The organism is Brevibacillus sp. RS1.1, assembly GCF_013284365.1.
Taxonomy (GTDB): Bacteria; Bacillota; Bacilli; order Brevibacillales; family Brevibacillaceae; genus Brevibacillus; species Brevibacillus brevis_D.
In genome coordinates, this window is record NZ_JABSVA010000002.1 from 358,568 (window position 1) to 380,126 (window position 21,559).

A 21,559-nucleotide genomic window follows, 5' to 3' on the forward strand; every position below is an offset into this window, starting at 1 on the left:
TTCCTCAAAACAAAAGAACAGCGGGAATCTACTCCTGCTGTTCTTTCTGTTTTGGAAGATCGCTTTGTTCCAATGAACTGGGCAACAGCCATTCCCTTTTCTCCCAGCTGACAAAATCATCTTCCCACATTATCTGGAAGCGGTCCTCCTCCATATGAATGACGACTCCCTTTGCCCCATCCTTTACATATATGACCAGATCACCTACTTGTATCACCGCTTATCGCCGCCCATTACCCGAGTCTGAAGATGATTCCGTGTCCACCCTTCGGATACACCCACTTGATATTTTCATACGGGCAACCAATACGGCAGCTCCCACATTCGTGACATCCTTCGTAACCGACGTGCATCCGCACTTCTTCCCATTTGTATACTTCCGCAGGACAAAAGATGGTACAGAGCTTATCAGGGCATTGCGTCGCACAAACATCAGCAGAGAGCACATGCAGATGTGACTCCGTATCCGCTTTGAAACGCACGAGATACTGTTTCTCCTCGATTGACTGGCCCTTCGGTATATCCTGCATCACTTCATCACCCTCCACGCATTCATCAAGTCACGCGCCATTTTCCATTTGTCCTTCGCGGAGCCGAGGTCGCTCCAGATTTTCTTCTGCTTGCTCCATTTCGAGCTGCCATCAACCGTGAACATCTGACTCGCCGCTTTGTTCATCATTGGAATATACTGTTCGAAATACTGCGGGAATTTTTCAAAGTGATGCGTTGCGTCCTTGTATTTTTTCAAATCTTGACCGACAAAGCTATTCAACAGATTGATTCGGTATCCGTCGAGCATTTTTTCGGAATAGTCCCCCGCCTCTTTTGCCGCCAGGATCGTTTCCGCCGCCATGACACCAGATGCCATCGCCATATTCGATCCCTCTCGATGGATCGCATTGACGAGCTGGGCAGCATCTCCTACGACAAGGACACCATTGCCGACAATTTTGGGAATGGAACGATAGCCTCCCTCGGGAATCAGGTGCGCCAAGTATTCCTGCTGTTCACACCCTTGGATATACGGCCGAATCATCGGATGATTCTTTACATAGTCCAACAACTCATACGGCTTAATCTTATTTTTGATCAGACCCGACAGCATCGTCCCTACCCCAATGTTCAAGCTGTCCTTATTCGTATACAACCAAGCCGTCCCCAAAATCCCTTTGGTCGAATCTCCGAAAATTTCAATCGTACAACCGTGATCGCCCTCTAGGTTAAAGCGATCCTCGATTATTTTACGATCCAGTTTCAGTACTTCCATGACAGCGAGCGCTACTTCATCTGGACGAAACTCTTTATGAAACCCTAACGATTTCGCCAGCAAGGAGTTCACGCCGTCTGCCAGAACGACAACATCTGCGTATAAATCCCCATCCGGTCGATCTGTTTTCACACCGACTACTTTGCCATTTTCAACAATGCACTGCAAAGCCACGGTCTCATTAAGTAAAAGTGCTCCCTGCTGCACAGCTTTGTCTGCAAACCATTGGTCAAATTTCGCCCGCAGCACCGTGAAATTGTTATAAGGTTCCTGGGCCCACTCCATGCCTTTATAACTGAAATTGATGGCTGATTCCCTATCGAGCATCATGAATCGCTGTTCGACGATCGGTCTCTCAACAGGCGCCTCCTTGTAAAATTCGGGGATGATGTCTTCCATCGTTTTGCGATACAAAACACCTCCCATGACGTTTTTGGAACCCGGATATTCCCCGCGCTCCATCAACAGTACATTTACACCCGCTTTGGCAAGCGTATAAGCACAAGCTGTTCCAGCCGGGCCTGCTCCGACAATGATTACATCAAATTTCTCAGCCATACGTTACCTCCTTGTCCGGCTCCTTTTGGAATGCTTCCATGAGCAATGGCACAATTTCAAAAGCATCACCGACAATACCGTAGTGACAAGCCTGGAAGATGAGTGCATTCGGGTCTTTATTGATGGCAATGATCAATCCTGAGTTACGCATGCCGACCAAATGCTGGATAGCTCCTGATATGCCGATGGCAAAATAGATTTTTGGCGTGACCGTCACTCCCGTCTGTCCGACCTGATGTTCATGACCGATCCAGCCAGCTTCCACCGCATCTCTGCTGGCCCCGACGGTTGCCCCGATTCGTTCTGCGAAGCGATGAATAAGCGCAAAGCCTTCCTTGCTTCCGAGTCCCTTACCGCCAGCGATGATCACATCTGCCTCATCCAACCGCACCTTTTCCTTCGTCTCCCGGACGATTTTCAGTACTTTTGTGCGAATGTCTTCTTCACGCAGCTCCATGGTTTCCTCGATGATCTCTCCTGTACGTGACTCGTCTGGCTCAAGCGCTTTCATGACTTTTGGGCGAACGGTCGCCATTTGCGGTCGATGTTTTTTGCACAAAATCGTCGCCATGATGTTACCACCAAACGCTGGACGGCTCGCCTCCAACAATCCTGTCTCCGCGTTCACATCGAGCATGGTCGTATCGGCGGTCAGCCCTGTCTCCAAATCCGTCGCAACAGCGCTAGCCAAATCTTTTCCCGTGGACGTCGCCCCATACAAGATAATTTCCGGCTTGTGCTTTTGGACACATTCGATGACAGCTCGCATGTAGGACTCTGTACGGTACTCATGAAAAATCTTCTGATCGTATACATACACTTGATCCGCACCGAAGGGAAACGCCGTGTGGGCCAACTCCTTAACTCCATCTCCGATTAACAAGCCAGCAAGCGGCACGTCTCGCTTGTCAGCCATTTGTCTTCCCGCCCCCAACAGCTCGAGTGATACTGGGGCGATACGGCCATCACTCACCTCTAAAAACACCCAGATGCCACGAAAATCATCCAGATTCATATCTGCTCCTCCTTCACCCGAAACAATCGCTGTTTATCGTGCAAAACTTCCATCAAGCGTGCGATTTGCTCGCTGACGCTTCCTTCGAGCATTTCGCCACCCTTTGGCTTCTCTGGGGGCCACACTTTTGCAACAATGGTAGGAGAGCCCTTCAGACCTAACTGCGTCCGATCGATATCCCCCAAGTCATCGACGGACCAAACAACAGGATTATACCTAGCAGCTCGAAGCATGTTGGGCAGCGGAGAATACGGTACCTCATTAATCTCCTTCTCCACAGAAAACAAACAAGGCAAGGTCGACTGGATGACTTCATAACCATCCTCCAGCTTTCGATGCACGATAGCGTAACCTTGTTCTTTGTTTATCTCTACTACTTTTTTCACACACGTAAGCGGCGGAATGTCCAACCGTCTGGCGACTCCTGGTCCGACTTGTCCCGTATCACCGTCGATGGTCATCTTTCCGCAAATGACGAGGTCGACTGGCTGGCTTTCTGCAATCTTCTCGATGGCTTTGGTAATCGCATAGCTGGTTGCCAATGTGTCTGCTCCAGCAAATGCACGATCCGTTACCAGATAGCCTGCGTCTGCTCCGATCTCGATGCACTTCCGAATGGCCTTCACCGCTGGCGGCGGTCCCATGGTGACGACGGAGACCACACCCCCATATCGATTTTTCAACCGAACGGCTTCTTCTACCGCATGTGCATCATACGGGTTAAGAATAGCTGGTGCACTGGCGCGATCCATCGTATTCGTCTTCGGATTCATCTTGATGATTTTGGTGTCCGGCACCTGCTTAATGCAAGCGACAATATGCAGCATGATTGATCCCCCCTTGCTGCCGGGCGCGATTCCTATGCCTGTACAAAAGGTTGCCTTTCTTACGCGCAATCAGTTCGGGCAGCTTGTCGTTCATTGTTATAGCCTATTTCGATGCAGCCGAGCTTAGACCAGTAATCAGAGAAACGAAAAAGACGCCAAACATCAGCTTGGCGCTGTGTGGCGTCTTTTGACTTATTCATTAATGTTTGTCAATGGAGAACTCAACCGTAGCATCCGTGAACTTCTTGGAAGCTCTTTTCAGTTTGATTTGCAAACCGATTTGCGGCAGGATTTTACCGACTTCCGGTACTTCTGGCATCGAGTAGTCATCACTGTCGTCAAACTCCTTAACGCCTTTCAACGGATCGTATTTCATCGTTCCATAGATGTAATCCAGATCCATACCGGATGTGTTGTTCGAGCTAAACGCAGCATCGTTCACCTGATAGCGGGAGTCTGCGATTGCGCTTTTGTTACCCTCATCATTGTTCCAGTAACGTACTTCCTGATGGGCATCTACTACACCGAGCAAGCCGTAGCCTGGATGCTGGCTCGTATTGTTATCACGTGTTCTTTCGTAGCGACCATCAAAGTACCAGATCACCATACCTGGATCATACGTGAAGAAGGAGTCATTTCGGCGGAAGTACTTCAGTCCAGCGTCAATTCCTTCGTGAGAGCGAAGCTCAACCAAATAGTACGAATCGTACATTTTGCCTTTTCCATCGAAGTGGATGAAGCCATCCAACTTGAACTTCTTCTCACCCTCTGCATCATCCGCGAAGATAACTTGCCCATCTGCCTCTACTTCAAAGTTATCGAGATAGAAGCCGTCCAACACGTAAGCGACGTCCGTCACATAGTTAAACTCGACTTGCACTTTTTTGCCGACAAACTCATTCAGGCTGATTTCTTCTTTGTCCCAGCCTTTTGTTACATCATCGAATTTCTGCACTTCTTTTTTCTCACCTGTATCCGCATCGATTACATTGACGGAGAGGTAATCATAGCCTTCCTCAATGTTTCTCCATGAGTCGAATTTCATCGTGGCGGAGCTGACCCCAGTCAAATCGATCACATCGGAAGTCATTTTGGTGTTCAATTTGTTTCCTTCATCCGAGAAGTATGCGTAGCCACCATCTTTTGGCTCAACCGGCGGTTTCTTTTCAACTTTCGGCATATTCAGCTTGACGACTTTTCCGTTTTTCTCAATGCTGCTCGCATCAATGAGCTGAACCGTTTTCTTGCGTTTTTCTACATCTTTGTAGTCCAGAACAGTCGGAGCAATCCAGTTGCCGCCAAACATTTGTTGTAGAACCATTTTGGACCAAGGATCAAGGCCTGTAGGTTCTGTTTGGAAGACCTTACCTGTATGGCTACCGGACGACATGAGGGACCAAGCGCCTACTGGCGAATCTTTTCCGGCTCTTGTCGTGTCATACAAGTCTGGCAAACCGAGATTGTGTCCGTATTCGTGAGTGAATACACCTGGGGCGCCATCTTCAGGCTGGATCATGTAATCAAATGCCTTGAGGCTTGTTCCAGGAATTTCCACCGGTTTTTTCAAAGTCCAACGGTGAGACCAGATCGCATCTGGATCTTCCCCTGTCTCTTCTCCGATCCCCGCATGAACGAGCATGAGGTTGTCCAGATTGCCATCCGGCTCCATTAGGTCTCCATCACCATCGATATCATACGGATCTCGCTGATCGTACAATTCCTCTTTCCCAGCAATGGATTCCCCAACCGCCGCCAAGGTCTCGATTACCAGATCGCGCGGATTGGAATCGTCACCAGCCTTGGAGTTCCTTCCATAATACTTGTAGCCGTTCTCTGCCATTTGCCATGGCGTTACCACACCATCAACGGTCCACGTTCTTCCCGATTGCAGATAGAAGTATTTCGCCATTGTTGTCATGCCGATTCCTTCAGGAGTTTTGTACCCCTCCTGATCAAACAGCATTTCTTTGTAATGCTTTTCGTTGAAGTCTTCCGTCCAAAGCGAGTCACTCACTTTTGGCAGCTGGTTATGCTCCCGGTCAGGGTACTCGACAAGAGCGACAACGATGTTATCGGTATGTAGACGCTTGGAAGCACGCACTTCATCGCCGTCTTCCATCTCAGCTATTTTCTGCACAGCATCAGCCAATGCTGCCTGCTGTCCTCTGCTCGCTTCCTTACCGTAAGAAGACGACTCATCAATGCCGTGCGGTACTTTTTTGTCTTCGAAGTACTCGAGCAACGCCTCGTCAATCTCTTCCTGATCGGCGTCTTCATCAATAATTCCTTGCTCCATTAACCCTTTAATCAGTCGATCCAGGTTAATAGTGGACAAATCTACATGCAGATCATGCTTGTCCTCTTTTGGTTTGGCCAAACCCGTTGCAGGTGCAGCCACGAAAGTACTGAGCACGAGTGAGGAGGAAAATAAAACGGATAAGAGCTTTTTGCTTTTCTTCACTGCGGTTCACCCTCTTTTTCTATCTATTTGTGATGCATCGGAAAATTAAACCCCCAATTCCGACTATTTTTAATTATTACGCGATACGTAATCTTTGCCAAATTTTTTCCTTCGACAAAAAAACCTTCACGTTCAAAAGAAATTGCTCAATAAGGCTATCGACCTACTTGCAACAAGTGCCGAATTTTCGGCTGATCATTTACACATAGGGTCTCTATTTGATATATGCTTGGTATGTCTACTGCCTAAGGACCTACAAGAATTTCGTCGAATTATGTCGAAAAAACCCGATAATTTTCGATAAAATATTCCTTTCGCCCCTCCTCTTTCTTGCAAAACACCTCGATTATCGGTACGATCGAATAAAAATGCTCGTGTTTTCCATGGAGGATTTTGATGCTACAAACATTTGGTTTTTCTCTGTATGAGAGTAAAGTTTATGAAGCGTTGGCGTCTAGCGGCGAGCCTCTCGATGCTGCAATGGTCGTGAAGCATTCGGGGGTGCCAAAGGCCAAAATTTACGAGGTACTCAATCGTCTGGTAGAAAAGGGGATGGTCCTTGACACCATCTCGGAAAAGAAGAAGCGGTATACAGCCCTTCCTCTGGATAGCCTGGTAGAAAAGCTGACCCGCCAATTTCAAACGGACGTCAAAAAATTGACCAGCTCCCTATCTCATAAAACCGTACGTGATGACCGAGTCTGGAGCCTGAAGGTTGACGAATCGATTCGCGCAGAATGCAAACAACTGATCCAACGAGCGACTCGGTCTATTCGTATCTCCGCCTGGTCCGATGATTTTTTAGAGTATGTCTCCCTACTTGAGAAGAAAGAAAAGGAAGGCGTCGAGATCGAAGCCTTGGTGATCGGGCAGATTTACACCACGCTTTCCTGTGTTCATTCCTTTATCCCGGTGCAAGAGCATCAAGGCTTGGAGCGCTATCAGCTAATCGTAGTGGACCAAGATGAAATGATTTTTGCAGGTGAGGAGGACACAGGCTGGCATGCGATCAAGACACGCGGTCAACCGTTCGTCAAATTTTTTGCCGATTCTTTTTACCATGATGTCGCACTGACAAAAATCACCCAAAAATATGTGGATCAACTGTTTGACGATGAAGAAATCCGCAAGATGATCATCCGTCTCCGATACTGATAATCCCTGGACTTTGGCTTTTTGCCGGAGTCTTTTCTATTTATATGGAGAATTTTCTAGTTGCACAAGAATAAAAAGGTTACTATTATGGTAGTAACCTTTTTTACTTGAGAGGAGCTATTGTCTTGAATCCACGTGTCTTCATCTTAGCGATTGCTACCTTTGTCGTAGGTACGGTGGAATTGATTATCGGTGGTACGCTCGATCTGATTGCTCGTGATCTTCAGGTATCGATTAGCGCTGCCGGACAATTAATCACCATTTTCTCGCTTGCCTTTGCCATTGCTGCTCCTCTGCTCCTGCATGTTACAAGGCGCGTCGAGCGTAAAAAGCTATACTTGTATGCATTAGCAGCCTTTTTCCTGAGTAATGTGCTCGCTGCACTTAGTCCGAGCTACGCTGTATTAATGACGGCGCGCGTCTTGAGCGCAGCAAGTAGCTCCATCCTGATTGTGCTGTCGATTACAATTGCAACGAATCTTGTGGAACCTGCTTATCGCGGCCGCGCCATTGGGGTTATTTTCATGGGGATTAGCGGTTCGCTCGTACTCGGCGTCCCTGTTGGACTGGCTCTGGGGAATGCCTTCGGATGGCGTGCCCCCTTTTGGCTCATTGCAGCTCTGAGTATTGTCGCGATGATTTTTATCCTCTTGTTTTTGCCAAAAGTTCAAACCGCACCGCCGATTCCGCTGCGTGATCAAATGACTACCCTCCGTAGCGGCAAGCTATTCAGCGCCTTGTTTATCGTTTTGTTAATGCTGACAGGTCACTTGACGCTGTATGCATACTTCACTCCTTATCTGCAAACGACGATGAATGTCGATGGAACGACACTGAGCTGGATTTATCTCTTGTTTGGGCTTGCAGCCGTTGCTGGCGGTGGGATTGGCGGTTGGATCGCAGATAAATGGGGAGCAACCAAAAGCATACTGTTCATCATCCCAGTGTTCGGCTTGATCATGTGTGTCCTTCCGTTTTTTACAGGCTCGCTTTATTTGTTCTTGCCGATCATGGTCATCTGGAGTGCGCTTAGCTGGGCTATTTCGCCAGCGCAGCAAAACTATTTGATCTCCTGCTCACCTGCTACTGCGGATATTCAATTGAGCTTGAATACTTCTGCCCAGCATTTAGGTATCGCCCTTGGCTCTCTGGCTGGCGGCCTCGTTGTCGAACGGTCATCCGTCATCTACACGCCTTGGATTGGAGCCGTGTTCGTCCTGATTTCATTCGGATTTGCCTTCTACTCGATCTCACGTCCATTTCATGCACAGGAAAACCAAGTGGTGCAGCCTGCGCCAGGACACCATGCATAGAGACTCGCAAAAGCAAAAAGCCGCCAACTGTTTGACGGCTTTTTCTTATCATCCTTGAATCATTTTTGTTATGAGCCTATTTCACTGGCAACCAGACGGTAAATCTCGTGATTCCCCGCTCAGACCAAACCTCAATTTTCCCCCTGTACTTGTGAACGACTGCATCTACGATCGTCAGACCCGTTCCACGCGAGCCATATTGTTTCTCTGTTTTCGTTGTATAGCCACGCTCGAAAATACGTGCACGTTGTTCTGGCGTTATTTCCGGGCCTGTATTTTCAACTCGGAAAATAACGTGTTCTTCATCACAGCAAAAATAAATGCTGACTCGCTTTTCCCCATCCGCTAATTCAGCCGCTTCAATTGCATTATCAATAAGATTCGATAAAATTTTGATCAGATCAATGGAAGGAATGCTATCGATTGGATCAGAACATTCTTCAAATTGCATCACGATTTGTTTGGATTTAGCCTGCTCCCATTTGGTGTGAAGCAATACCATTAAGGCAGGATTCGCAAACCTCACGGTGAGGTCCAAAAGCTTGGTTTCTTTCAGCAACGACTGCACGTAATCTCGTGCTTTTGGATAATAGCCGCATTCAATCAAACCGTAGAGCACTTGCATGTGATTGACGAAATCATGGCGTATGGAGCGCATCGAACAAATGACTGAGCGCAATTCATCCTGATAGGTTTCTTCCGTCTCGTCAACTGCTGCCTTGATGGCACGTTGGTACCAGCGTTCCATGCAAAGAACCAGGAAGATCAGTACGACGACAAACAAACCTTGAATCGCAAAAACAGGAATGCTGCTACGAACGACATCATCTCCAATGTCCTCGACAATGGCTACGTCTGTATCTACTCCGATGATTCCGATGATTCTTCCTTCTTTATCTCTAAGCGGCGCGCCAGCAGACAAGTAGACCCCGTAATTTGGATCCCTGATAATATCTGAGTAGTACGCTGATGATCCTTCGTAAATCATTTGAATGTGCTCAGAAGATAGAACAATAGGCATACCGATATCAAAAGTTTGCTTCGCATTTGGAGGCCTTGCGACGATCATTGCGCGACCACTCTGCCTGTCTTCACTGATTTGAATCGTGTATAAATACAGCAGACCGAACTGCTCACGCGCTTGATTCAATTGCTGTTCGATTCGATTATAGGCGGGGGTCCCTTTTACCGGATTTCGTAAAAACTCCTGATACGCGTCAACATCTAGACTGTCTGCTACTGTAGAGGCAGCTTTCATGCTTTGATTCGCAATGGAGAGTCGGACGGATTGAATCGTATTGAAATAAGAAATCGCGATGCTTACACAAGTCAAGATCAAAACAAGGATGCTAGAAACGAGCATAATGATTAGAACTCTGGGGTTTTTTGGGTGTGTACTCGTCATAATCTCCTCAATCCATCTGTGCAAAAAGTCGTCTTTTGTTTATTTGGTTGTACTAAAAACACGACTTTTTGAACATGTCTCTCTAATATTCTAGAGATTTCTACTGGAAATGTCTACATAATATGAATGTAGCTTCATTATAGTTATCGAAATCATACATTGAATTATGATTCGGAATATTTTTATAATAAGGCGAATACGAAATACCAATCTCTTTCCCTAGGAAAAAGGAGTGGGTTCGATGGAAGAAAAATGGTTTGCCCGGCTACAGGAGATTTATCCAGAGCTTGTTACATTCAGACGTGATTTGCATATGTATCCCGAGCTTTCCTTTCAGGAGGAAAACACAGCGAAGAAAGTAGCAGACAAGCTGGCTTCTTTTGGTATAGAGGTACAAACAGGTGTCGGTGGTATGGGTGTTGTCGGTCTCTTGAGGGGTGGAAAGCCAGGAAAAACAGTTGCGTTGCGCGCTGACTTCGATGCCTTACCCATCCATGATGAAAAAGAAGTACCGTATAAGTCCCGCATTCCAGGCGTCATGCACGCGTGCGGTCACGATATACATACCTCCGGACTTTTAGGAGTCGCACAAGTGTTGAGCGAGTTTCGCGATGAGCTCCCAGGAAATGTGGTATTCCTGCATCAGTTCGCGGAAGAGCTGCCACCCGGTGGCGCCAAAGCCATGGTGGAGGCGGGTTGTCTCGAAGGAGTCGATGTTGTGTATGGCGCACACGTTGCCTCCGAACTTCCCGTAGGCACTGTCGGAATCGGTCATGGCTACATTACAGCAGCAGCAGACAGCTTCGAAATCGTTTTGTACGGAAAAGGTGGACACGGTGCTTATCCTCATACCTCCGTTGATCCAATCGTATTGGGCAGTCAGGTTGTCATGAATTTGCAGCAGATTGCCAGCCGTCAGGTAGATCCGCTGAAACAAGTCGTTCTGTCTGTTTGCTCCTTCGTGGGCGGGGGCGAAGCGTTCAACGTCATCCCTGATCAAGTGAGGCTCAAGGGGACTGTCCGCACGTATGACGAGGAAGTAAGAGTAGCCGTCGAGCAATCTCTGAAACGTATCGTGGAAGCCAGCTGCCAGGCAGTCGGCGCTACTTGCGAAATCATGTACCAACGCGGCTACCCCGCTACTTGGAACGATGAGACAGAAACTCCGCTACTTGCAGAAGAAGCCAAACGTATTTTTGGTGAGGAGCGCGTCTTGAAAATCCCACCTGGCATGGGCGGAGAGGATTTTGCTTACTTTGCCCAAGAGCGCCCCGCTACCTTCTTCATGGTCGGTGGACGCAATCCGGAGATTCAAGCGACATATCCGCATCATCATCCCAAATTCGATGTCGATGAGCGCTCCATGATTCAAACCGGTCAGTTATTCATTGCAGCGTTGCTTGCCTATCAGGCACGTCATCAATAAGCGGAAAAAGTCGAAAGGCAAGGGCCTCATGCTCCTTGCCTTTTTTCTGCCGCCGTATTCACACCTCGTGTCCGACAATCCAGTCCAGTCTTCTGCTCTGGATACGGGCAGGGATCGTTTTTAGCAGGAAATGACGAGCCGCGATCGCGAGCGGATTTTCCCATTGGGTGACTGCCCCCATCAAGCGGGAGCCTTTCACAATCGCATTCGCTCGCTTCTTTCGTATCTCTTCATACATGCGCAAAGCGTGAGCCGAGTCCGTGTCGTTATCTGCCAGGCATCTGGCCAGCACAAGTGCGTCTTCCATTCCCTGACCCGCTCCTTGCCCCAGATTCGGCAGCATCGGATGTGCCGCATCGCCCACTAATGTAACCCGCCCCTCACTCCATTTCCTGAGTGGTGTACGATCGTAAATATCATGCCGCAAGATGGCTGCATCCTCTGTCGCCTCAATCACTGCACGTACTGGCTCATACCAGCCGTCCAGTCGGCGCAAAGTCTCTCGCTTCCGTCCCATCGGCCCATCTTGTTCTCCCTCAGGTGCATTGATGGCGGCAAACCAGTGTATTCGATTGTTGCCGATATGGGAAAATCCGAAACGAATTCCCTTGCCCCATGCTTCAAAGCCTCCCCCTGATTCCAGTGGATAACGAGGGTCTTGATAAGTAGCAATTCCGCGAATCGCCGTATACCCGGAGTATCTCATCAACTCTTCACCGAACAAGCTCTTCCGTACACGGGAGTGAATCCCGTCCGCTCCGATCAGAATCGTCCCATGTGTACGTGACCCATCTGCAAAAACGGCATGAACTCTTTCTTCTTCTGGAGAAAATGAAACGAACTGCTTGCCTAAAACCAATTCATGCGTCGAGATTTTCGCCAAAAGAGCCTGCTGTAGATCAGCCCGATGAATCAAGTAGCTGTCAGCCCCGTACCGTTCTGCTTGTTCCGCGACGGGCAGCTCGACTAACAAATTTCCTTTCCAGTCGCGAATCCGTGCTGAACGGACAGCTGCCCCAAGTTCGCGTACTTCCTGTCCAACTCCCAGCTTATCCAATGCCTTCATGGCATTGGCAGCCAAAACAATTCCAGCGCCGATGCCTTTATGCTCCTTTGCCTGTTCATAAAGCGTCACTTGCCAGCCCTTTTGCTTCAAAGCAAGCGCAGTTGCGAGCCCACTCAAGCCTGCCCCGAGGATCACCGCGTGTTTTTCGTTGCTCATCGCCTTTTCTCCTCATTAGAAAAGATTCATACTCAAATACCGCTCCCCCGTGTCAGGCGCAATGCAAACGACTCGCTTCCCCACTCCGAGCCTTTTGGCAATCGTGATAGCAGCAAAGACCGAGGCACCCGATGAAGGGCCGACGAGAATCCCTTCCAACGCTGCAAGCTGCCTCATGCTTTGTAGGGCGTCTTCGTCTGCGATTTGAATGATTTCATTATAAATGCTTGTATTGAGGATTTGTGGAACAAAACCGGGGCTCGTGCCCACCAGTTTATGTGGACCAGGCTTTCCGCCAGACAGAACCGGGGAGCCTTTTGGTTCAACGACAGCGATATACAGCTCCGGGAGCTTTTCGCGCAACGCTTCGCCTGTTCCGGTAATCGTTCCTCCCGTCCCAGCTGTGGCGACAAAAGCATCCAGTCGACCATTCATTTGCGCAAAAATTTCCTTAGCTGTCGTCGTTCGATGAATGTCCGGGTTCGCCTGATTTTCGAATTGCTGGGGAATAAAGCTGCGCGGAATCTCTTTTTGCAGCTCTTGCGCTTTGGCAATCGCCCCCGGCATCCTTAGCTCGCTCGGAGTCAAGACAACCTCTGCCCCATACGCTTTCAATATATTGATCCGTTCCTTCGACATATTATCAGGCATGACCAAAATTGCACGATAGCCTTTTGCTGCGGCATTCATCGCCAAGCCGATTCCGGTATTGCCGCTCGTTGGCTCTATGATCGTATCCCCCGGTTGAATCAGTCCTGCTTGCTCAGCCGTCAAAATCAAATTGTAGGCAGCGCGGTCCTTCACACTCCCTGACGGATTGAATTTCTCCAGCTTCACAAAAACTTCTGCTGCTCCTTCAGGAACCATGCGCCTCAGTCGAACAATCGGCGTGTTTCCAATCAATTCGGTAATGTTCTGGTAGACGCTCATCGTACTCCTCCTGGAAAATATGCCTTCATGTCATTATCCCTTAGTAATACTATAAGAATAATACAATTTTTCCGACCTGAAAACGATAAGGGTGCTTAAATGAGAAAAAGCTCTCGAAGGAGAGCCTTGTTCCTGTCTAAAAACCATACTTTGCTTTTGTCTGATTCAGTACATTCACCGCTTGTTGATACAGACCGTTCGCGGTTTCTTTCACTTTTGCTTGTCCGCTTTTGTCTACCGAGCCTTGGCGCTGCTTCGCCTGCGCGATTGAATCAGTCGCCGTCTTGATAGCCGCATGGACTGCTTTTTCCCGTTTCTCGGCATCCGGCACGCTCGCTTTGATTTCCGCCCAAATTGTTTGGAGGTCCTTCATGTCGGTCTCCATGATGGCGATCATTTCCTGCATGTTTTTGTTTTTATCCTGGATCGAGCCATCCATGGTGTTCATCCCATCGACCAACACCTTCATACTGCCCAGCGTTCCTTGCATGACCTCGAATTCCATCTTGCTCAAGCCTGGCTGCGTCGAATAGGTACGAATCTCTTCCAACAGTCTTTGCAGCTCCGCTATTTGATCGTTTAAAAACTGCGCCTCATCCGTAAATTGCAGCTCGTCCAAATACTTTGCCGTTTCAATCAGATCAGCCTCTAGCTTTCCTGTCTTTTCTACTTTTTTGGCGAAGTCCACACGCGCTTTTTCTTTAGCTTGTTGTTCTGCTGCTGCTTTCTTTTTTACCTCTGCTTCCTCGTTGATGCGCTTGGTTAATGTCGTCAATTTGCTTTCGTACGCGCTTTTGTTTGTGGCAACAAGACTCGTCTGTCCCTTATTTCCTTCCATCAGCAGCCCGTCAAATTGAAGCTCGTCCCCCTGCACTGTACCGATGATATCCTGACCAGTCGCCGGATTTTTGAGAGTCATCTGCTCCCCATCCATCGTTCCCTCTAGCAAGATCGACTCGGTTTTCAGAACGGGGATGCTGTCTTCCGTTTCGACGATGGAATCTGTTATTTCTACGTTTACTTTCTCGTTATTTACCGTGACACTCGTGTATACCATGCGTGTATCGTCTTCGTACAAATACCCTTCCGCCAGTGTCACAGGACCAAGGAAACGATAGCCTGCGTATCCCAGCAATGCGACGATGACCAGAGCCATTACGATCATGATGCTTTTGTTTTTTCCCTTCATGCTGCGGCGACCCCTTTACCCACAAATTCTATTACGTTTGACCTGTTTTTCCTGCCAAAACGTGCCATAGTTTTATGATACATGAATCGCGGGGGAAAACCCTATGAGTCTAAAGGCCAAAACAAGATTAATAGAACGTATTACCAAAATCGTGACTGAAATCGAGTGTTTGACCTTCTTCGATTGTAATCGTGGAGAGTTCATATTTTAAATGTAATAGACTAATCCTTACAAATGAATCCCAATTTCTGATGTAAGGTTTCAATATACTTGTGAAATATTCATCAATAGGCTCATTAATATTGCGAGTGGTTTGTGCTGATACGACCAAGATGTGATATTCTCCAGCCGGTAAGTTACCAACCTCGTAATTTCCATATCCATTTGCTTTTGCAGCAAATAATCCCACGTTTTTTTTTGGTACTGTACCTATTGCAAATATACTCTCTTCATCATCAGTGAGCGTATTCTTATCATAACCTTTGGAAATGAGTAGAATCCTTGCATTCACATCCGGCTTCGTCCCAACAAAATCGTTATACTGCCAAGTAATCGTACCCTTGAGCGATCCCTTTTGGGTAGGAATTGCTGGTTGTGCTACTTGTCCTACGACATTATTTTGTTGGCCTACCGTTTCAACCGGATAAGCTGCCGGCATCGCCACGTCCGTTGTACTTTTCCCCTCCGACGATACAGCTACAGCATTTGACTGCTGATTTGTGCCCGCTTCCTGACCTGTAGACACTGGATTTACGGGTGCAGGCTGATTCGTTTCCTTTTTTGCTACGGGGCGCGATCCTAGCAGATCCTCAAGGTTTTTCCCAGATAAATAGAAAATAGCACCGCTAGCAATTCCGAGGATGATGGCAATTACCAATAAAAAAGTAAGGAGTTCTTTGAAAAATCCGGGCTTCTTCGCTGCTTTTGCTGTTTTGGCCTCTGCCATGGTACCCCTCCGTTAGTCTCTCTATCATGTTATGTGAAGATTCTTCCAATCAATATTTACCAATAGATAGAATCTAGGTCTAGGCTCCTATGACTCGTTCATATACAGGAACAGGGAAAAGCCGATGTCTACCAAACATCGGCCTCTCGCACTTTCATTCCGTTATACCTCAACCATTTCACGCTCGGACGGATAATACATACCCGCTGCACCGAGCACACCTGCTTCCGCACCAATTGTCGTCAACTGGATGCTCGCTTGGTTTGCCATCCGAGAGATTGAACGCTCGCGAATGACGTTCTTCGCTTCTGCAAGCAGCAGCTGTCCGTTCTTCATCACACCGCCACCCATGACGATCACCTGCGGATTAAACAGGTGGATCAGATTAGTCAGTCCGACCCCGAGATAATAACCCGCTTCCTTCATCAAGGTCATGCTGAGCAAATCTCCGCGAACCGCTGCCTCTCCGACCTCTCTGGCCGTTATCCTGCTCAGGTCATTCCCATTTTCAACAAGCAACGAGCTTGTAACCCCCTGTAGAAGCTGCTCCCTGGCTCTGCTTGCCAAAGCCAGCCCAGATGTATAGTTTTCCAGGCATCCTCTATTCCCGCACACGCACAACGGTCCTTCTGGATCAAGCGAAATATGCCCGAACTCCCCGGCACTATCGCCAACACCAGTAATCAGCCGTCCTCCACTAATAATGCCAGCACCAACACCCGTACTGACCGTTACATAGATCAAGTCTTTCGTGCCTCGTGCACTTCCAAACGCCCATTCTGCTACCGCTGCTGCATTGGCATCATTGATCAATTGCACGGCTACACCAAACCGCTCCTGAAGCATCGCGCCGATCGGCACATCGCTCCAGTTTAGATTGCTCGCAAAAATAACCATTTGGCGCTGCGTATCAATAATTCCCGCAGTTGCAATCCCGATCCCGCGAATACGAGAGAGATGGATGCCGCTCTCGTCTAGGACCGTCTGCACCAAATCACCGATGCGTCCGATGACTACCTGCGCTGCCTCTTCTGTTTGGGTCGCTGCGTTCGCCTGCCTGAGGATGTTGCCATGCTCGTCGACGATCGCAGCTATGATCTTCGTGCCTCCCAGATCAATCCCGATGGCATATGGTTTGTCTTGATTCATCTTCCGCTTCACATCCTTGCTGTCCATTCACGATTGAAAAATGGCGTCCAACGCTTGGGCCGTATGCGCGATTAATTGCTCAGGCAACTGGCTATAAGGCGAGATTTCCGGGATGATGTAGCCGTCATACCCGATCTCACGCAACGCTTCCACCACGCGGTTCCATGGAATATCGCCAGCGAGCAGCGGCACGAAACCTGTGATGTTGCCTGTTGTTGTCTTAAAATCTTTGACGTGAATAGCTTGGATTCTCTTGCCCAAAATGCGAATCCATTGCTCAGGAAAACCGAATTGCAACACGTTGCCTACATCAAAATAAGCGCCTACCCACGGACTATCTACTTCATCGATCAAGCGAGCCATCTCCAGTGGACTAAGCAAAAACTTGTTCCACACGTTTTCGACACCGATGTATACCTGATGCTGCTCCGCCTTTTTCGCCAAGCGCTGCAATGCTTCACGTGCCCGTTCATAGGCCGTATCATACGACACCTCAGCTGTTACGAGACCTGGAACGACGAGAACGGTTCGCGAGCCAAAAATGCTTGCCGCCTCTATCATTTTCTCGACAACACGAATGCCTTGCTCGCGGGTCGCTTCCTCATTGTGCGTCAACGGATATTTCCATAAAAGAGCAGTAGAGACGCTTGGCAGCTCCAAACCGAGCTCGCGAGCCTCGTCTGCCAGCCCCTTTAATTCCTGCTCTGTCATCCCTAGATGAAAGGGAGCATCTCCCTCGTCCAAATTCAGTTCTACCCCTTGATAGCCATGCGCTTTCGCCTGGCGAAACATTTCTTGCACGCTCGTTTCCTTTGGGAAGCACCAAGCATTGATTCCCTTTTGAAAAGCCATGCGCCTCACTCCCCTTTTCTCAAAATGGTGACCGGCTTTCCTTCTTGTGCCGATTGATTCGCTGCCAATGTTACTTCCAGCGTCTTTCTCGCTGATTCATACGGCGACAGAATCAAGCTGCGATCCCCTGTAACAATTGCTGTGATAAACGCCCGATCTTGCTCCACGTACATATCCACTGTACTCTCTTTCGTACGCGCTCCCTGCTCATCGATGATCGATAATTGCTTCCCGTCAATCATGACGCGGAAATCTTTGCCCAAGATTTCTACATTCGTACGGTGATCCGGCTGAATGAAGCACGTATCCAGATGTCCTAGCGCCCCTGACTGAAACACCATACTAATGGAAGTCACGTCTGGAATATCGATGTTTGGAATGTCACGCGAGACGAGCAAGGCCATCTGCGCATAAACCTTCTCAATATCGCCAGCCAAATACCGCATCATGTCCAGCGTATGTGTCGCCTGCTCGACAAGCTGTCCACCCGACTTGCCCATTTCTCTCCACCAAGGTGTCGTGACGAACTTGGTCAAATAATGACCGCGGACGAGCGCAATCGACTTGCCTTCCAAGTACGCTTTCGCTTCCTGTACGATATCGAGATAACGCAGGCAATAGCCAGTCGCAGTGATAATCCCTGCCCTTTCAATCGCTGCTTGCTTTTCATTTACTTTCTGTATGTCCAGCCCAATTGGCTTTTCCACAAATAGATGAATCCCTTTCGCAGCCGCCGTTTCCTCAATCTCTTCATGGGCAAAAGGTGGGACGCACACAAACAAAGCATCCAGCTTTTCTACCTCTACTAGCTCCCGCCAAGAGGTGTAGCCATGCGCACCAATGCGCTCAGCAGTCTCAGCAGCCGCTTCTTGGTTCACGTCGCATACTGAAACGACCTTTACCCTCTCGTCGGTCAACAAGCCTTTTAGATGATGCTGCCCGATTCCACCTACGCCGATCATGCCTACACGTACACTCATGCGTCCTTCACCGTCCTAGCGTAATACGACTGGTTGCTTCTGTTCAGCGGATCGATAAGCGGCGAGTGCAACTTCCACAGCCCGCAAGCCGTCTTCACCCGTAATGGACGGCGCTTTCTTTTCTCGCACGCTGGTGACGAAATCCTTGACCAATTGACTGTCCATGTCATCGCCCCAGTTGACCCACTTCAAGCCTTTTTCATTGGAATACACATCCAGCTTTTGAGAAAAAGCGTCGAGCGAAATTGTGCCCTCTGTCCCGATAATTTCCATCGTCACGTCTCCCCAAGTTGGGAACGCCTTGTTGCGAGACCAGCTGCAATCGAGTGTAGCAAATACCCCATTCTCAAATTCCATGGTCAAAATGCCGCAATCATCAATCGGCGTATCGGAAAACTTGCTGTCTATCTCCGCGTAAACCTCACGCACTTCAGCGTTCATAAACCAGCGCATCAAATCAACAACGTGAACCGTGTGATCGATCACTGCACCTCCGCCGGATTTTTCCGGATCGACGAACCAACCACCAGGATTTTGTCCACGGTTCGTACCCCGGATTGCCATGATCCGCCCGACCTTGCCTTGCTCCACCAATTGCTTTGCTCGAACAACAGCTGGATGGAATCGCACTGGGAATGCCGTCTGCAAAATGACGCCCTGTTCACGGCAAAAGTCGATCATCTCTTGAGCAGCCTCTGCTGTTGTCGCCAGCGGTTTTTCGCACAGGATGTGCTTGCCTGCCTTCGCTGCCGCTATCGTATGCTCTTGATGCTTGGCGTTTTCCGAGGTCACGATGACCGCATCGATATCCGTTGCGAGCAACTCATGATAATTAGCGAAGAACGGAACGCCAAACTTTTCAGCCGCCGCCTTTCCACGCACGTCATCCTCGTCTGCTACCCCGACTAATTGAACCCCATCTAATTTCGCAACCGCATTTGCGTAACTGTAGGCATGCATATGTGCAACACTGATGATTCCGAGTTTCATGTCCAGTCCCCTCCTACACCAAAGTTACGGGTTTGCCCGTTTCGATTGACACAAGCGCGGCACGAGCGATTTCTACCGCTTTCACGGCGTCTTCTGCCGTCACGAGTGGCTCCAGATCATGGTCGATGCACTCGATGAAATGCTTCAGTTCTCTGAAATACGGGTTTTCACGCAACGGGCTCTCCGGAACTGCGACTCCATTCATGCCAGCTTGCTTCGAGCGATTAACCGCCACAAGAGGTTTTTCCTTCGAGCTGTCGTAGGAAATGATGCCTTCTTTGCCTGCCAGCTCCATTTTCATCGCGAAGCCTTCATGTGCCCACGAGCCTTCCACATGTGCAATCATGCCGTTCTTAAAGCGAAGCGTGACCAGCGCGTAATCCATCCGGGCAAAACCTCGACCAAGCAAGCCTTTCGCGTACACACGCTCCACATCCCCGAAGCACCAACGCAAAAAGTCAAAATCGTGAATGATCATATCTAAAACAAGGCTGCCACTGTTTTTGTAGTCGGCGTACCAGTCATTCCACGCTGTCGGGAAGATACCACCGCGGAACGTCCGTGCCACACCAACGTTGCCAATCGCACCGTCATTAACCAGCTGACGGGACTTTTCGTACTCCGGGAAGAAGCGCAGGACGTGTCCGACAAACAGCTTGACGTTTTTCTCCCGGCAATAATCAACGATAAAACGAGCTTCTTCCTTATCACGAGCCAACGGCTTTTCGCAAATGACATGCTTGCCTGCATCCGCAGCCTTTTTCACATAGGTCTTATGAAGGTACGTAGGCAAACACACGTCTACGATATCTACCTGCGCCAGTTTTTCTATGGCCTCTTCATAGCTCTCAAACCATTCTGTTTTTGTCTCGGCTGCCAGCTCTTTTCCTCTCTCGCTGCGGATATCGACGATCCCGACCAGCTTGACGTTTTCCATGGCAGCATACGATTTCGCGTGAACAGTCCCCATGGTTCCTGCTCCGATTACCAGAACATGATTCATAATGGTTTCACTCCTTTTGGGAAAAAGTCTATTTGGACCCAGTTAGGGTAATTCCCTCGACAAAATGCTTCTGCAAGAAAATAAAGACAATGATCATCGGCCAAATGGCAAGAACGGAGCCCGCCATCAAAATCGGGTAGTTCGTCAAATTGGTGTGCTCGCCCGTCAAGTACGCCAAGCCAGCGGAGAGCGGCATTTTATCAGGCGTGCTGTTGACGATCAACGGCCACATCAGGTCGTTCCAAGACCACAACGCTACGAAAATAGCGAGTGCGATCAAGCCGGGCTTCGCCAACGGCAGCATAATTCTCCAATAAATCTGAAAATGGTTGCAGCCATCGAGCTTCGCCGCTTCTTCCAGTTCTTTTGGCAGCGACATGAAAAACTGACGCAGAAGAAACGTACCGAATGCACTGAACAATCCAGGTACAATCAGTGCTGTCAACGTATTCAGCCAGCCAAGCTCCTTCATGATCATAAATTGCGGGAGCAGAAACACCTGACCTGGCACCATCAAAACGGTCAAGAACAGGATGAACAAGGCGTTTCGCCCTGGAAATTCAATTCGCGCAAATGCGTACGCCGCAAGCGAGCAAAGGAATACTTGTCCGATTACCTTCGCCACAGTTGTGATCACGGTATTCCAATAAAAGTCCAGGAAGGGCAGCATCTCAAAAATATGGGTGTAATTCTCCCACTGGTACTTGGTCGGCAAAATGACCGGAGGCACCTGTGTTGATTCACCTAGTGACTTGAGCGAGGTGAGAACCATCCAGACGAATGGCGCAATCATCACGAGAGCGCCTGCAATCAACAGCAGATGAATCAGCAACTTCTTGCCCATTTTGTTCCGACTCGTATATACACTCAT

20 protein-coding genes are annotated in these 21,559 nt (G+C 48.7%); 3 read left to right on the forward strand and 17 right to left on the reverse strand.

The window, feature by feature from the left end; all coding sequences use genetic code 11:
- Window positions 1-28: 28 nt before the first annotated feature.
- From HP570_RS07250 to HP570_RS07275, 6 genes are all read right to left on the reverse strand, one after another.
- Window positions 29-217 (reverse strand): hypothetical protein, encoded by a 189-nt coding sequence (locus HP570_RS07250; protein WP_064200905.1) that lies wholly within the window; start codon window positions 215-217, stop codon window positions 29-31.
- Between the two features lie 16 nt (window positions 218-233).
- Window positions 234-530: a ferredoxin family protein gene (locus tag HP570_RS07255; RefSeq protein WP_012685452.1), complete on the reverse strand. Its 297-nt coding sequence runs from the start codon at window positions 528-530 to the stop codon at window positions 234-236.
- Window positions 530-1,825, reverse strand: a complete 1,296-nt coding sequence (locus tag HP570_RS07260; RefSeq protein WP_012685451.1) for an FAD-dependent oxidoreductase — start codon at window positions 1,823-1,825, stop codon at window positions 530-532. Before HP570_RS07260 ends, HP570_RS07255 begins: the two co-directional genes overlap by 1 nt.
- Window positions 1,818-2,840, reverse strand: coding sequence for an electron transfer flavoprotein subunit alpha/FixB family protein (locus HP570_RS07265; protein ID WP_173607152.1), 1,023 nt, complete (start codon window positions 2,838-2,840; stop codon window positions 1,818-1,820). The genes HP570_RS07260 and HP570_RS07265 overlap by 8 nt, the downstream gene beginning before the upstream one ends.
- Window positions 2,837-3,667 (reverse strand): electron transfer flavoprotein subunit beta/FixA family protein, encoded by an 831-nt coding sequence (locus tag HP570_RS07270; protein WP_012685449.1) that lies wholly within the window; start codon window positions 3,665-3,667, stop codon window positions 2,837-2,839. The genes HP570_RS07265 and HP570_RS07270 overlap by 4 nt, the downstream gene beginning before the upstream one ends.
- A gap of 199 nt (window positions 3,668-3,866) precedes the next feature.
- A complete protein-coding gene (locus HP570_RS07275; RefSeq protein WP_173625308.1) occupies window positions 3,867-6,128 on the reverse strand; it encodes an immune inhibitor A domain-containing protein in 2,262 nt (753 codons plus the stop codon).
- A gap of 396 nt (window positions 6,129-6,524) precedes the next feature.
- Here HP570_RS07275 and HP570_RS07280 point away from each other — a divergent pair, with 396 nt between their 5' ends.
- Window positions 6,525-7,283, forward strand: a complete 759-nt coding sequence (locus HP570_RS07280; protein ID WP_012685447.1) for a TrmB family transcriptional regulator — start codon at window positions 6,525-6,527, stop codon at window positions 7,281-7,283.
- Between the two features lie 125 nt (window positions 7,284-7,408).
- Complete coding sequence (locus HP570_RS07285) at window positions 7,409-8,596, forward strand: MFS transporter (RefSeq protein ID WP_173607155.1); 1,188 nt, start codon at window positions 7,409-7,411, stop codon at window positions 8,594-8,596.
- Window positions 8,597-8,672: 76 nt separating this feature from the next.
- Here HP570_RS07285 and HP570_RS07290 read toward each other — a convergent pair whose 3' ends face one another.
- On the reverse strand, window positions 8,673-10,001 hold the full coding sequence (locus tag HP570_RS07290) for a sensor histidine kinase (RefSeq protein WP_173625309.1): 1,329 nt from the start codon (window positions 9,999-10,001) through the stop codon (window positions 8,673-8,675).
- A 241-nt stretch (window positions 10,002-10,242) separates the two neighbouring features.
- On the opposite strand from HP570_RS07290, the gene HP570_RS07295 reads away from it, so the two are divergent.
- Entirely contained in the window at window positions 10,243-11,427 is a 1,185-nt protein-coding gene (locus HP570_RS07295; RefSeq protein WP_012685443.1) for an amidohydrolase, read from the forward strand.
- A 58-nt stretch (window positions 11,428-11,485) separates the two neighbouring features.
- On the opposite strand, the gene HP570_RS07300 is transcribed toward HP570_RS07295, so the two are convergent.
- The 10 genes from HP570_RS07300 to HP570_RS07345 form a co-directional block, all read right to left on the reverse strand.
- Window positions 11,486-12,649, reverse strand: a complete 1,164-nt coding sequence (locus tag HP570_RS07300) for an FAD-dependent monooxygenase (protein WP_173625310.1) — start codon at window positions 12,647-12,649, stop codon at window positions 11,486-11,488.
- Between the two features lie 15 nt (window positions 12,650-12,664).
- Complete coding sequence (gene cysK, locus HP570_RS07305) at window positions 12,665-13,579, reverse strand: cysteine synthase A (protein WP_173625311.1); 915 nt, start codon at window positions 13,577-13,579, stop codon at window positions 12,665-12,667.
- A 136-nt stretch (window positions 13,580-13,715) separates the two neighbouring features.
- On the reverse strand, window positions 13,716-14,768 hold the full coding sequence (locus HP570_RS07310) for a hypothetical protein (protein WP_173625312.1): 1,053 nt from the start codon (window positions 14,766-14,768) through the stop codon (window positions 13,716-13,718).
- Between the two features lie 127 nt (window positions 14,769-14,895).
- Window positions 14,896-15,714 (reverse strand): hypothetical protein, encoded by an 819-nt coding sequence (locus tag HP570_RS07315; RefSeq protein WP_173625313.1) that lies wholly within the window; start codon window positions 15,712-15,714, stop codon window positions 14,896-14,898.
- A gap of 162 nt (window positions 15,715-15,876) precedes the next feature.
- Window positions 15,877-16,863 (reverse strand): ROK family protein, encoded by a 987-nt coding sequence (locus HP570_RS07320; protein ID WP_173625314.1) that lies wholly within the window; start codon window positions 16,861-16,863, stop codon window positions 15,877-15,879.
- Window positions 16,864-16,890: 27 nt separating this feature from the next.
- Window positions 16,891-17,715 carry a sugar phosphate isomerase/epimerase family protein gene (locus HP570_RS07325; RefSeq protein WP_173625315.1) on the reverse strand — a complete coding sequence of 275 codons (825 nt, stop codon included), beginning with the start codon at window positions 17,713-17,715 and terminating at the stop codon, window positions 16,891-16,893.
- 5 nt (window positions 17,716-17,720) lie between these two features.
- A complete protein-coding gene (locus HP570_RS07330) occupies window positions 17,721-18,695 on the reverse strand; it encodes a Gfo/Idh/MocA family protein (RefSeq protein ID WP_173625316.1) in 975 nt (324 codons plus the stop codon).
- Window positions 18,696-18,710: 15 nt separating this feature from the next.
- Complete coding sequence (locus HP570_RS07335; RefSeq protein WP_173625317.1) at window positions 18,711-19,685, reverse strand: Gfo/Idh/MocA family protein; 975 nt, start codon at window positions 19,683-19,685, stop codon at window positions 18,711-18,713.
- A 13-nt stretch (window positions 19,686-19,698) separates the two neighbouring features.
- Complete coding sequence (locus HP570_RS07340) at window positions 19,699-20,688, reverse strand: Gfo/Idh/MocA family protein (protein ID WP_173625318.1); 990 nt, start codon at window positions 20,686-20,688, stop codon at window positions 19,699-19,701.
- A gap of 28 nt (window positions 20,689-20,716) precedes the next feature.
- A complete protein-coding gene (locus HP570_RS07345) occupies window positions 20,717-21,559 on the reverse strand; it encodes a carbohydrate ABC transporter permease (RefSeq protein WP_016739348.1) in 843 nt (280 codons plus the stop codon).